At 38.6% G+C, this 12,599-nt stretch carries 12 protein-coding genes; 7 read left to right on the forward strand and 5 right to left on the reverse strand.

Features of this window, described 5'->3' with window-relative positions; genetic code table 11:
* Positions 1-5 precede the first annotated feature (5 nt).
* The 3 genes from dgt to F0919_RS13915 form a co-directional block, all read right to left on the reverse strand.
* The gene (gene dgt / locus F0919_RS13905) at positions 6-1,406 is read right to left on the reverse strand and encodes a dGTP triphosphohydrolase (RefSeq protein WP_235903512.1); all 1,401 of its coding nucleotides are present in this window, start codon (positions 1,404-1,406) and stop codon (positions 6-8) included.
* 41 nt (positions 1,407-1,447) lie between these two features.
* Complete coding sequence (locus tag F0919_RS13910) at positions 1,448-2,542, reverse strand: hypothetical protein (RefSeq protein WP_150033373.1); 1,095 nt, start codon at positions 2,540-2,542, stop codon at positions 1,448-1,450.
* Between the two features lie 470 nt (positions 2,543-3,012).
* Positions 3,013-3,777: a phosphosulfolactate synthase gene (locus F0919_RS13915; protein WP_150033374.1), complete on the reverse strand. Its 765-nt coding sequence runs from the start codon at positions 3,775-3,777 to the stop codon at positions 3,013-3,015.
* 209 nt (positions 3,778-3,986) lie between these two features.
* Between F0919_RS13915 and F0919_RS13920 the strand changes: the two genes are divergently transcribed.
* The 4 genes from F0919_RS13920 to F0919_RS13935 all read left to right on the forward strand — a co-directional run bounded on the left by F0919_RS13920 (position 3,987) and on the right by F0919_RS13935 (position 8,090).
* The gene (locus tag F0919_RS13920; RefSeq protein ID WP_150033375.1) at positions 3,987-5,270 is read left to right on the forward strand and encodes a M16 family metallopeptidase; all 1,284 of its coding nucleotides are present in this window, start codon (positions 3,987-3,989) and stop codon (positions 5,268-5,270) included.
* Positions 5,271-5,397: 127 nt separating this feature from the next.
* Positions 5,398-6,351: an acetyl-CoA carboxylase carboxyltransferase subunit alpha gene (locus F0919_RS13925; RefSeq protein WP_150033376.1), complete on the forward strand. Its 954-nt coding sequence runs from the start codon at positions 5,398-5,400 to the stop codon at positions 6,349-6,351.
* Positions 6,352-6,448: 97 nt separating this feature from the next.
* The gene (dapA, locus tag F0919_RS13930; protein ID WP_150033377.1) at positions 6,449-7,306 is read left to right on the forward strand and encodes a 4-hydroxy-tetrahydrodipicolinate synthase; all 858 of its coding nucleotides are present in this window, start codon (positions 6,449-6,451) and stop codon (positions 7,304-7,306) included.
* Between the two features lie 115 nt (positions 7,307-7,421).
* The gene (locus F0919_RS13935) at positions 7,422-8,090 is read left to right on the forward strand and encodes a hypothetical protein (protein ID WP_150033378.1); all 669 of its coding nucleotides are present in this window, start codon (positions 7,422-7,424) and stop codon (positions 8,088-8,090) included.
* A gap of 6 nt (positions 8,091-8,096) precedes the next feature.
* On the opposite strand, the gene F0919_RS13940 is transcribed toward F0919_RS13935, so the two are convergent.
* Positions 8,097-8,801 (reverse strand): SDR family oxidoreductase, encoded by a 705-nt coding sequence (locus F0919_RS13940; protein WP_150033379.1) that lies wholly within the window; start codon positions 8,799-8,801, stop codon positions 8,097-8,099.
* 149 nt (positions 8,802-8,950) lie between these two features.
* Here F0919_RS13940 and F0919_RS13945 point away from each other — a divergent pair, with 149 nt between their 5' ends.
* The 3 genes from F0919_RS13945 to F0919_RS18750 are packed head-to-tail and all read left to right on the forward strand — an operon-like array spanning position 8,951 to position 11,510.
* Positions 8,951-10,801: a BamA/TamA family outer membrane protein gene (locus tag F0919_RS13945; protein ID WP_150033380.1), complete on the forward strand. Its 1,851-nt coding sequence runs from the start codon at positions 8,951-8,953 to the stop codon at positions 10,799-10,801.
* 14 nt (positions 10,802-10,815) lie between these two features.
* Positions 10,816-11,157 carry a Dph6-related ATP pyrophosphatase gene (locus tag F0919_RS18745; protein ID WP_150033381.1) on the forward strand — a complete coding sequence of 114 codons (342 nt, stop codon included), beginning with the start codon at positions 10,816-10,818 and terminating at the stop codon, positions 11,155-11,157.
* The gene (locus tag F0919_RS18750) at positions 11,142-11,510 is read left to right on the forward strand and encodes a Dph6-related ATP pyrophosphatase (RefSeq protein ID WP_262713956.1); all 369 of its coding nucleotides are present in this window, start codon (positions 11,142-11,144) and stop codon (positions 11,508-11,510) included. Before F0919_RS18745 ends, F0919_RS18750 begins: the two co-directional genes overlap by 16 nt.
* A gap of 52 nt (positions 11,511-11,562) precedes the next feature.
* Here the strand turns inward: F0919_RS18750 and F0919_RS13960 are convergent, their stop codons facing one another.
* Positions 11,563-12,369 (reverse strand): class I SAM-dependent methyltransferase, encoded by an 807-nt coding sequence (locus F0919_RS13960; RefSeq protein ID WP_150033383.1) that lies wholly within the window; start codon positions 12,367-12,369, stop codon positions 11,563-11,565.
* Positions 12,370-12,599 lie beyond the last annotated feature (230 nt).

The raw sequence follows: 12,599 nt of genomic DNA on the forward strand, positions 1-12,599 counted from the left end.
ATTTTTTACAATTCCCTCACGCTAATTCCGGTCATTTTCCTGTACAGATCAATAGCATACAAATCTGTCATGCCGGAAACATAATCAACTACAGACTGAAGGTTTTGATACAAAAATGCATCGCCATTTTGTATCGGGAATTGTTGTGAAATAAGCTGCAATAATTTTGCTGATTTAGCACGATGCGGTTCAAAAACTGCTTCTACAAAAGCTTTTAACAATGCGCCTATTATGTGAAAGCCTGCTATTTCTATCTCAACAACCGGTTTATAATTATAAACATGCTGATAAGAATAGGTGTTTATTTCTTTTAAAAGCTGCTGGTCTTTTTCCGGCAGCAAATCCATCAGTGATTTTTCCAACCGGCCTTCCAGTATTTGCTGTTCATTATCTAAAAAGATTGAGGATACCTTCTGCGTCATCAAACCAATCCATATAGCCCGTATGTATTGTACTTTCTGATTCGGATCTCTGATATCTTTCAGCTTTTCATTAATTTTTTCATAGGAATTATAACCCTTCTCTTCTTTGAAAAAAGGCAGGAATAACTCCTGGATTTTCTCAAGTGAAGTAATGCCCAAACGATGCGCATCTTCCAGATCAATTACTCTGTAACAAATATCATCGGCTGCTTCTGTAAGAAATACATAAGGATGGCGCACGTATACATTCTCAAAACCATCTTTCCTTAAAATGCCTAATTCATTTGCCAGCGATTGATAAGTATTGACTTCGGTATCAAAGAAACCCGACTTTTTACAGCTGATATAGCCACTGGCTTTATTAAAACCATTCGCAGATGTGCAGGGGTATTTTACAATGGAAGCTAATGTTGTCAAAGTAAGATTATAGCCGCCGGATACAGGCTCGTTAAAAGCATGTATAAGGATTCTGAATGCATTGCTATTGCCTTCAAATTTTTGAAAATCTTTTAACTGATTGGGCGTTAATGCCGTATTCAGTTTTTGCATTGTTGCGGCATCCAGTTCATTGAAATAAGCCCTGATAGCATCTTCTCCGCTATGGCCAAACGGAGGATTCCCGATATCATGCGCTAAACAGGCCGATGCAATTACTGTGGCGAGCTCATATCTGTAAAACTCCTGAAAAGAAAAGGGAGCATTTTTATATTTATCTGCAATGGCAGAACCAACCATTCTTCCAAGAGAACGCCCTACTGAAGCAACTTCGAGACTATGCGTCAACCTGTTGTGGACAAACACCGGGCCCGGCAATGGAAAAACCTGTGTTTTATTCTGCAACCTCCGGAAGGCCGAAGAAAAAACAATTCGGTCATAGTCTCTTAAAAAAGAGGTACGTAATTTATCGGGATTTATGGTCTTATCATCGGCATCACCGCTGCGGCGAGCAGTAAATAGTTTGTCCCATTGCATGGATTGTTGCATGAGGCGAAGATAAGAATTGTCGGCGTTTTCAATGTGTTCATTTAAAAGTCAAGGTTCTGGGGTTCTCCTTTCAGGCGGCGGGCGGCAAGGATTCTGTTTGTATAAAAATCAATGAGCCAGCGGTCATTCCTGTCGCAGGGAAATGCGATTCCCATTTCCTTGTTCATTTTGTATTGTTCCCATGCATCGGGTAGGGCCTCTATTATTTTTTTCCTTTTGTATTGATCTGTTGCCTTCCGTATCCCTTCTATCCAGTTTCCATTTGATTCAATAGGTATTTCTTCTTCGGCTGCTAAAAGCGTATCGATATAATAATTCAAATCACTTCTTTGGTAGCTGTTTTTATAATTCCAGACGTCGCTTGTGAATGCTTCTTTTACTTCGTTCGATTCAAATGTATTTACAAAGTATGCTGTTATCTCTTTATCATACGTATGAAGGTAAGGCCTTTCATCTCTTTCAATCTTTTTTTCAGGCTTCTCTTTCTTTTTGTCAACAAGCTCTTTTTGAAAAATATCTAAATATTCCTCTTCTTTCCCACCTCTGATATCGGGAAGTAAAAGCAAAGCATCGGCACCTGTTCTTACATTTACAAAATCATACCATTCCGGAAAACTCCGGTAGGCTTCCTTATCATCTCTTTCAGCTTTTTTTATTTCTTCATAATCCTGCCAGCCATGGGTAAAGGCCTGGCTATCTTCATCGAGGTCCCTTCCCGGAAATTCAAGATAGTCTATGTAGAGATCTAACTCTTCACGGGTGATGGGCTCCAGGAAAGGGCAGTTTAAAATATCAGATTCCCAATACGTAAACTCACAACTCAGTTTTATGCCTTCAATCGTTATATGCTCAGCGCGCCAATAACATTGCAGGTCAAATAATTTTTTCTGCAGGATATTCTCAAGATGGTAGAAGGCCTCTTTTATCCATTCTACACTTTCATCGTTCATCATTCTCAGACATTCGTCTTTATTCGTCATCCATCTTTCTTTGCTGTCTATATAATGATTGATGAAGCGCTCTATCGAATCTGCCCTGAATTTTGAAAAGTATTGTTGAATGGCATCATTTTCCTTTATTTCATGCAGCCATTTTGTTCTTTGTTCTTCCTGTTCAGGTGTTAATTCCTTTGCCATAGAAATTTTTTTAGAGTTCAAATCTTCGGGCTCGTCACAAAAACAGCGGCCTTTAAATAGCAACTATTAATAGCTTTATTGTTTCCGTAGCCAATCCCATATCCAGGTTTATTTTCATTAGATGATTGGTATTGGGGCATAGGCTTTCTTTTTATGCTTTTTAATACATCAAATATATTCAAATTGATGTTATAATACAAATAATTACTTCAACCTCTTTATAATAGTCCAAAAAAGGGTTTATTTACTTTTTAGCAAACATGAAGTATGCTTTTGCAAATTAATAAACGGAAATTTTCAAAAGAAATTATGCGGAGAAGTTCAAATATTTAAGAATATTGCTGAATGCAAATAGGCTGGATATAACAGACGTCAATTCATCTTTCTGCAGGGTCCAAAAGTCTGTATTAAATGTTTTCAGGCATAAAAAAAGACGCATCAAGGGCGTCTTCAATATTCAAAATATCTCTTTACTTATCCCGATACAAATCAAATGTATCGCTTCTCAAACCAATGCGCATTGCTTCCAAAGGAATCACTTCATTCGGGGCAATATTGCCAAGGTTTGCATTGCAGCCAAGGAGCTGTATAAAATAAAGTTGCTGGGCTTTTTGGGGAGCTTCCCATATTATTTTTTCCTGCGGAATTTTGGTCAGGATTTCATCTACCAACCCTTCCCTTACCTCTCCTGTACCTCTGTAAATACCTATATTTCCTGCCTCGCGCGCTTCTGCAATTACATAAGATGATCCTGCACTTAATTCTGCCGTCATCTGTTCAATCCATTTGTAAGGAGCCATTACATGCGAAGCATCTTTACTGCCCACTTCGGATAAAACCGTAAACCCTTCTTTTACCAGGCGTTCTATAATCTTACATTTATCAGTATGTGGAATAGAAACGGAACCATCTGAAACTTCTACGTATGTAATCCCGTATTCTTTTGCCCCGTTTATATAATCGTCCAATTGATCGCGGACCAGAAAAGCCTCAAACAGTGTACCGCCAAAATAAACAGGAATATTGTTTTCTCTGTAAATATTCAATTTTTCATTCAGGTTACCACTTACGTAGGGTGTTCCGAACCCGAGCTTTACTATATCTGTATAAGGTTTGGCAACAGATAAAAAGTTTTGTACATCCGCCGTTCCCATCCCTTTGTCCATAACCATATTTAAACCATAAGTACGAGGGGGCTGGGTGCGTTCCGGCATTTGCTTTAAAGAAAATTTCATGTTTATCCGTTGGATTTTTTTGCCTTGTGTTCTGCTTTAATGAATATCGGGAGCAAAAATAAGGGATAATCGTTTTATTCTGTAGCGTTAACTAATTTGTAAATATTAATTGCCCGATTGATAAATCCTTATCATGAACAATTCTTCTTATAAGGAGAAATAAATAAACTATCGGTAAACATAATGGGTATTAGCTTAATTTCGCGCCCATGATAAACAGAAAAGTGGCTCCGCCGATTCACGATGCTATCAGTTTTGAATTTAAACTGCAAGACATCCAAAAGGAAATATTTCAAAATAATGTTCCTTTATGGTGGTTGAATGCCGGAACGCAGGATGTGATACAGCTGGACTGGGTATTTGATGCCGGTCTGTGGCACGAACAACAAACATCTGTTGCACAGGCTGTGGCGGCTATTCTCAGAAATGGCACGCATTCCAGATCTGCTAAAGAAATCAATGAAGCGATTGAATTTTTCGGCGCATCTTTAAAGGTTTCGCCTAATAACGATTACACTATCATAAGCCTCCACACGCTTTCAAAACATCTGGGCGCTTTGTTGCCCGTTATTCGTGAAATTATTACGGAGGCGGCTTTTGCGGAACAAGAACTGGAAATTTATAAAATAAATGCACAGCAAAGATTGGCTGTAAACCTTCGTCAGTGTGAATTTGTCGCCAACAGGCATATCGATGTTTATCTTTTCGGAAAACAGCATCCTTATGGAAGGTTTACAGAACCTGCCGATTTGATAGCGCTGAATAGCGCTAATCTTATTGATTTTCATAAACATCATTATAAAGCAAACAATTGTAAGATGTTTATGGCGGGAAAAATAGGAAAGGCGGAAGTGGCACTGGTTAATGAATATTTTGGTAAAGAAAATTGGGGCGGCACAGAGGCCACACCCATCATGCACCACACTTTAACGCCGGCCGCAGAAAAGAAACACAGTATATTGAATGATGAAACCGGCGTGCAGGCTGCAATAAGAATTGCGCGTGATTTTCCGACAAGAAGCCATCCGGATTTTACGCCGATGATAGTGCTTAACACTATTTTTGGCGGTTATTTCGGTTCAAGGTTAATGGCAAATATCAGGGAAGAAAAAGGCTATACTTATGGCATATATTCCCAGATATATAATTATAAACATGCCGGGGCATTATTGATTGGAACGGAAGCCGGGAGAGATGTCAGCCGCCAAACGGTTGAAGAAGTTTATAAGGAAATGGATATTATTTGCAGTGAAAGAGTGGATGAAGAAGAATTATTATTGGTTCAGAACTATTTACTGGGCAATCTTTTAGGCGATCTGGACGGACCGTTCTCCATTCTTCAAAGGTGGAAGAATCTTATTCTGAATGATTTTACCGTTGAGCATTTCAATCAAAACATTGAAATTTATAAAACTATTACACCGGCAAAGCTTCAGGAACTGGCACAACGTTATCTGAATAAAGAAGATTATTATGAATTGGTGGTGATATAGTCAATAGTTATTTGTGAATGGAGAATGAAACTGACTTATAATCACAGCATTTAATTTATTGTCCTGTTCACGATTGCCTATTCACTACAAAAAGTTTTACCTTTACAGCCTCAATTAATTTAGAACTATGCAGTTTTTAGATTTCGAAAAACCTCTTGAGGAATTGAATTCCCAATTAGAGAAAATTAAAGTGCTTGCGGAAAAGAATCATGTGGATATGTCGGCATCTGTAACGCAACTTGAAACATCGATAGAAGAAACCCGTGCTCATATATATAAAAATCTTACTCCCTGGCAAAGGGTACAGTTAAGCCGCCATCCGGAAAGGCCTTATACAAACTATTATATCAGCCGCATGTGCAATAAATTCACCGAACTGTTTGGTGATCGTAATGTAGGCGACGATAAAGCAATTGTCGGCGGTTTTGCCGAGATTGACGGTGAAAAAATAATGCTAATAGGCCACCAAAAAGGCACAAATACCAAAATGCGTCAATTGCGTAATTTCGGTATGGCTAATCCCGAAGGTTATCGAAAAGCATTACGTTTGATGAAGATGGCTGAAAAGTTCAACCGTCCTATTCTTACTTTAATTGATACGCCCGGTGCATTCCCCGGTCTGGAAGCAGAAGAGCGCGGACAAGGCGAAGCTATTGCCCGCAACCTGTTTGAAATGATTAATCTTAAAGTCCCTGTTATTTGTATCATCATTGGTGAAGGTGCAAGTGGCGGCGCTTTAGGCATTGGCATCGGAGACAGGGTTGTAATGCTTGAAAATACCTGGTACACGGTTATTTCGCCAGAAAACTGTTCTACTATTCTTTGGCGTAGCTGGGATTACAAGGTTCAGGCTGCCGAGCAATTGCATTTGACATCTACCGATATGTCGGGCTTTGGTTTGGTAGATGACGTGCTGCGTGAACCTGTAGGCGGAGCGCACAGCCAACCTGATGAAATGGCTAATTCCCTTAAGGAATATGTATTGAAAACATTGGCAGAATTGAAAAAGATAAATCCCGAAAAGCGCATTGAGCAAAGGATTGAGAAGTTTTCAAATATGGGTTTTTACGAAGAATTGTAATTTCAGAATTTATAAGGTTAAACATAAAACCTTACAGGTTTTGAAACCTGTAAGGTTTCTTTCTTTAGAATAATACTAAACACTTAAATCAAATACCATGTTCGAAGGTACCGGCGTAGCGCTTGTTACGCCATTTACAAACGACAATGCGGTTGATTACACTGCTCTTGGAAAAATCATTGACAACGTCATTGAAGGCGGTGTCCAGTTTCTTGTAGCGCTTGGAACAACTGCCGAAACGCCAACGCTTTCTAAAGCAGAAAAGAAGCAGATATTGAATTTTGTACTGGATCATAACAAGGGCCGGGTGCCCGTCGTTGTGGGCATCGGCGAAAACAGTACACAGGCGTTGCTCGATACAATGGCTGAATATCCGATGGATAAAGTGCAGGGCATTTTAAGCGTAGTACCATATTACAACAAGCCTTTGCAGGAAGGCATTTATCAACATTTCAAAACATTGGCTTCAGCTACCGATTTACCTGTCATTCTTTACAATGTTCCGGGAAGAACGGTAACCAATATGCTGCCCGATACAGCAATTCGTCTGGCAAACGAATTTAAAAATATTGTTGCCATTAAGGAAGCAAGCGGCAATATTCCGCAATGCATGGAGCTGGTAGCAAAAGCTCCGGCTCATTTCACTGTTTTAAGCGGAGACGACAATCTTGTGGTGGCACAGGCTGCCATTGGGATGAAAGGCGTGATTTCTGTTGCTGCTAATTGTTATGCAAAAGACTTTTGCGCAATGGTACAGCACTCTCTGAAAAACGAAATGGAAGAAGCGCGTAAATTACATTATCAATTACTGCGTCGAATAGATTTATTATTTGCTGAAGGAAACCCGACCGGAGTGAAATATGTTCTGTATTCACAAGGTGTTTGCGAAAATATTTTGCGTTTACCATTGGTCCCGGCAACAGAAGCCTTACAGAAAGCTTTTGCTTCAGCATAATTTTATTGGAATATATTTAAAAAGCCAATGACTGCAATGTTATTGGCTCTTTGCTTTCAGGAACGATATATTTCCTGATTTATAATAAAAGCCTTTCTTTTTCGTTCATTGAAATATGTCGTATAAAGTAAAGCTCCTGTTATTGCTGGTTTCTGTTTTATCCATAAAAGCATTCGCTCAAAGCGACTATAAAGTACATTTTGGTATAACCGGCACCTTTTCCGGCAAATTGAGCTTTTTAGATCAGGACGGCAAAACGACTGAGCACTACAAACCTTTGGCTGCCGTTCAATCAACCGTTGCATTGTATATTGAAGACCCTAATACACTTTCATTCCTTTTAAAATTAGGCGTGGTGTATGATTATGTTGAATATTTGGTAAACAATAATACAGGATTGCAAGTCAGCACAGAGCAACAAAACCTTATACTTAACCCCGAAGTGCTATTCCCTTTATCCAATCAGAAATTCAAATTAGGCGCAGGCATTGGTTTAGAATACCTTTTAGGAAAATTTCTTTCATTGAATGGCTTAAGTAGTACGGAAATTGACAAGGTATATTATTACGGAAATATGGATAAAAAGCAAAGGAACCTTATACCCTTTATTAATGTCAATTGCTGGTATGAATTGAATCCAAAGGTCTGGTTTGCTATTGGCATCAAGCAACCCTTATTAAGCAGTTATTACAAAAATGAAACGATGGATTTCGATGGAACATCTTTTAATTTAAGACATCAGCCTACTTACTTTTCCGCATCTGTATTTTATCAGATCTTTTAACCGTTCTTACAAGTCGCCCAACTGCGGCCTCAAAACAATATGTTCCACTACAGCTTGTTTTGAAAGATTATAAGTACTCCACAATATTTCTGCAATATCTTCTGCTTTCATAATTCTTTCCTGCGCAATGCCGCTGCTGCTCCAGCTGTTACTCCATGTTGCTCCGGGACTGATGGCCGTTACTTTAATACCTTCATTCCTCAATTCGTACCTGAGATTTTCGGTAAATCCCAATAAAGCATACTTTGTTATGCTATAAGCGCCTCCGTTAGGATAGGCCTGTAAAGAGGCTACAGAGCATAAATTGAAGATGTGGCCCGATTGATATTGTTTCATAGCCGGCAATAAGCAACGGGTCAGATGATATGCACTGAAAAGGTTTGTGTCCATCATGTTCTCCAATTGATCGTCTGCTTCTATTGCCAGGTTACCCTGGGCAAAAATGCCGGCATTGTTTACAAGAATATCTATCTTCTTAAAATTGTCTAAAATGTTTTTTGCAAATTCTTTTACCGCCTCTTTTTTGCTCACATCCACATTTTGCATAAATATTTTGCTTGTGGGATAATTACGCTCCCATTCATCATGCAAATCACGCAACTGATTGGTGCTCCTTGCGCAAACAGCAACGTCAAAGCCTTGCTGCAAAAGCTTTTCGGCAATTGCTCTTCCTATTCCTTTTGTTGCTCCGGTAATGACCGCTGTCGGCATAGTTTCCTGTTTATAAAAGCTGAAATTTATTTTGACTGCAAAAATAACCTTTAAGCCTTTGTTTTGTTGTATTGCCAAACAAAATATAAATAGAGTACGGCTATATTTTCGTCTTTATTATATCAGGTTTGCTTAATTTGCTAATAATAATGACTAAAGCCTTTTTGTATTTCTTCTTATCTGTTTCCTTGTGGTTGTTTGCTTTTATGTGTTCAGCTCAGGGACAGGACAGTATTCGTGCTAAGAAAAGAAGTTTCGTAGGCAATATTCTGTATGGCATAAAGCAAAGTTTCGGGAAAGACACGCTTGGCAGAAGAGAAAATGTTACCGTCCTGAATACAGAAGCCTTATTGCCCTATGAAGGAAAAACCATACGCTCCATAAAAACAAGACAACTGGATTTTAATATGAGCTTTTCCGATACAACAAATGATATTTTGTATTTCGGTACCAAAGTACTCAATTCCATCCACGCTACTACCCGCGATAAAACCATCCGGCGCAATTTGTACCTGAAAGAAGGCGAAACCATGAATGCTTATCTGATAGCAGATAATGAACGTTATTTGCGTACGGTAGGTTATATTCAGGATAGCCGTATTATTGTAAACAAGCGGACTTCAACGGATGATTCTATCGACTTAATTGTCATCACAAAGGATCTCTTTGAATATGTGCCGTCTACCGGCGGTATCAGTCCTTCAAGGCAACGCGTAGGCCTTGGCAACAATAACCTGTTTGGAAGCGGACAAAGTGCTTCTTTCTCTTTTTTGCATGATACAAGACGGTCCGCTTCAGTGGGAATGCAGGTAAATTATGGATATAACAGCTTCATGAGCAGTTTTATCAATGTTTCTTTAAGCGCCAGCCGCATTGCCAAAAATATTTATGACCACAGGGAAGATGAAGAAAATTTCCTGCTTTCCCTGGATCGCCCGCTGGTTTCGCAATACAAAAGATTGGCAGGCGGTTTCAGTGTAGGTAAAGGCAAATCCCTGAATATGTATCCCAACTATTATGGCGGTGATTACTATAGTTATGATTATGGCTTGGTAGATGCATGGGTGGGCTATAATATCGGTGCCAGGAAATATTTACAAGATAAAAAGCTTCACATAAAAAAATTCCTGGCACTCAGGTATTTCAATACCACGTTTTTTGAAACGCCACATCAGATCAACGAAAATATTTTTGATCAGCGATTTAATTCAAGGCAGGGAATTATTGCTGGGTTAACACTCTTTCGTCAATATTATTACAAAACAAAATATATATATGGTTTTGGTATAACGGAAGATGTGCCTTCAGGTTTTAATGTTTCTATCAATGCCGGATGGTATAAGCAGTTAAATCTTTCCAGGCCATATTTAGGGGTGGATGCCTATCGTTATTTTGTTTCCCCCAAACGCGATATCGGGTGTCTTTTTGCAAGAACGGGTCTTTTCTTAAATGATGGGAATTTTGAAGACATAGGAATCCTTTATGGAGCAAGTTTTTTTACAAGGATAATTCCGGTTGGAAATATGAAATGGAGGCAATATTTCAGGGCAAGCTATGCTACCATTTTAAACCGGGTTGCGCTTGACCCGTTACGGATGAACAATGCTTTGGGTTTGCAAAATTTTAGTTCCGATTTAGCGTCCGGCGACAGAAGGCTGGCATTAAGGTCAGAAAGCGCCTTTTTCCTGCAGCAAAAATATTTTGGCTTTAAGTTAGCGCCATTTTTAACCGGTGATTTCATTTATTTAGGAGACAACAATTCTCCAATCGATGCATCCGGTATTTTTTATGGATTGGGAGGCGGTTTCAGGACAAGGAACGAGAACCTGATTTTTGGTACTATTGAATTCAGGGGCATTGTATATCCACGAAAAGTTCAGGGAGACAATAATGTGAAATTCAGTGCGGCATTCAATTTAAAGTTCAGATATAATGGTAGTTACGTAAGTAAGCCAGATATTGTGGAATTGAACAGCGATAATACCGGAGATATATATTAATTATATTTATTTAAATGAAAGATATTGTTTTGAATTGGAGCAGCGGAAAAGATGCTTCTTTTGCGTATTATTTATTAAAAAATGACTCAAAATATAATATTTCATCCCTTTTAACTTCTGTTTCTGCACAATATAACAGGGTTAGCATGCATGGAACCCGTATTGAAATTCTGGAAAAACAGGCGGATTTAATAGGCATTCCTTTGGAAAAAATAATGGTTCCTGAAAATGCAGACATGGAAACCTATGATAAAGCCATGCAAAAATCACTTCAAAAATTCATTGAAAAGGATATAAATACATTTGCATTTGGTGATATTTTCCTGGAAGATTTGAGGAAATACAGAGAAGCTTAGTTGGCAAAAATAGATGCCGAAGCTATTTTTCCGTTATGGAAAAAGACACAAAATCACTGGTGGAAGCAGTTGAGGATGCCGGCATTGTTGCCAAAATAATCTGTGTAAACGACAAATATCTCGGTAAAGAATTTTTAGGAACAACTGTAACCCGGCAACTATTAAAGGACTTACCGGCAAATGTAGATCCCTGCGGAGAAAACGGAGAGTACCATACTTTGGTGATTGATGCACCCTTTTTCAAAGAAAAAATGCATGTTCTGCAGGGTGAAATTGTCTATAAAAAATATCCTTCTGAAGATGGAAACTGGGATTCTAGTTTCTATTATCTGGATATGATTTTAGAGGAATAAATGATATTACTTACATCATTAGCTATGAAAAAGAGTTGATAAAGTTCCTTTATCAACTCTTTTTACGTATTAACCATGCATCTTGTTGCAATCCCCAGGGCTGCCTTGTTCCCGGCTGAAACGACAGCACTTCAGCATAAGGCGCTACTAATTTACGAATAAACTGTTCCGGATGATAAGCCACAAACATACGATGACCTTCTTTTACATTGGCTCTTACTACTAACTTCTCACCGTCAAATGCTTCTTTTTCAAAAGGCAGCAGATTCTCTTTTGTAATAGCGCCATGTGTGGTAAAATAGAAAAGGCCTCCCGGTTTCAAAACACGCATTACTTCTTCCATCCATTGATGATGAGTAGGTTCTGCAAGGTGTGTAAATATAGAAAGTGCGTAAACAGCATCCAAAAATCCGGCTTCAAAATCCAACGGGGGCTCCAACTGATTGTCTTTGAATATTACGCCGGGAATATGAGCTGCGCACCATTTTACATAGGATTCGTTATAGTCACTTCCGAATATTTCGGACCCTTGCGGCAATATTTTTGGTAAATGTCTTACAACCCTTGCTGGTCCGCAACCCCAATCCAATATTTTAACGGCACTTTTATTATCAAGATATGGTTGCATTTCTTTCCATAATTCCATCGCTGTTTCTTTCCCCGAGTTAAAATACCGCTCATAGCTCATCCGAAATGTCTCATAAATCATATAAGGTTCCGGAAATGCTTCATTGGGGTGCATTTTAATAAACTCCGTATTTTTCCCGCTGCTTTTGAAAGATTGGTAACGGAAACGAATGATATCAATTAAAGAAACTAATCCCAGTCCTCGCAGTGTATTGACTATTTTCTGGCGCATTTATAAAAAACTCTTTTTACTAAGATAAACAGATGATTTTCGCTTAATAACCTTTTTAAAAGAGATTAGCGCCGGCAAATTTAATAAAAGCATTTCACATTCAATGCCTTAATAAAGCCAATGGAAACAATCGTTTTGACCTCATACACTAATAAATCCGGTATAATACGTAAACTTGTTTAGGTTAAGTTGCGAATCGTTTAGGTTCTCCTGGCAATCGTTTAACCTCT

The sequence above is a fragment of the Taibaiella lutea genome, from assembly GCF_008629695.1.
GTDB lineage: Bacteria > Bacteroidota > Bacteroidia > Chitinophagales > Chitinophagaceae > Taibaiella > Taibaiella lutea.

Bases quoted from the DNA above. Each gene is read 5' to 3' on its own strand.
- F0919_RS13920 (WP_150033375.1), top strand. From the start codon at position 3,987: ATGATAAACAGAAAAGTGGCTCCGCCGATTCACGATGCTATCAGTTTT.
- F0919_RS18745 (WP_150033381.1), top strand. From the start codon at position 10,816: ATGAAAGATATTGTTTTGAATTGGAGCAGCGGAAAAGATGCTTCTTTT.
- F0919_RS13910 (WP_150033373.1), bottom strand. From the start codon at position 2,542: ATGGCAAAGGAATTAACACCTGAACAGGAAGAACAAAGAACAAAATGG.
- dgt (WP_235903512.1), bottom strand. From the start codon at position 1,406: ATGCAACAATCCATGCAATGGGACAAACTATTTACTGCTCGCCGCAGC.
- F0919_RS13945 (WP_150033380.1), top strand. From the start codon at position 8,951: ATGACTAAAGCCTTTTTGTATTTCTTCTTATCTGTTTCCTTGTGGTTG.
- F0919_RS13935 (WP_150033378.1), top strand. From the start codon at position 7,422: ATGTCGTATAAAGTAAAGCTCCTGTTATTGCTGGTTTCTGTTTTATCC.
- F0919_RS13940 (WP_150033379.1), bottom strand. From the start codon at position 8,801: ATGCCGACAGCGGTCATTACCGGAGCAACAAAAGGAATAGGAAGAGCA.
- F0919_RS13925 (WP_150033376.1), top strand. From the start codon at position 5,398: ATGCAGTTTTTAGATTTCGAAAAACCTCTTGAGGAATTGAATTCCCAA.
- F0919_RS13915 (WP_150033374.1), bottom strand. From the start codon at position 3,777: ATGAAATTTTCTTTAAAGCAAATGCCGGAACGCACCCAGCCCCCTCGT.
- dapA (WP_150033377.1), top strand. From the start codon at position 6,449: ATGTTCGAAGGTACCGGCGTAGCGCTTGTTACGCCATTTACAAACGAC.
- F0919_RS13960 (WP_150033383.1), bottom strand. From the start codon at position 12,369: ATGCGCCAGAAAATAGTCAATACACTGCGAGGACTGGGATTAGTTTCT.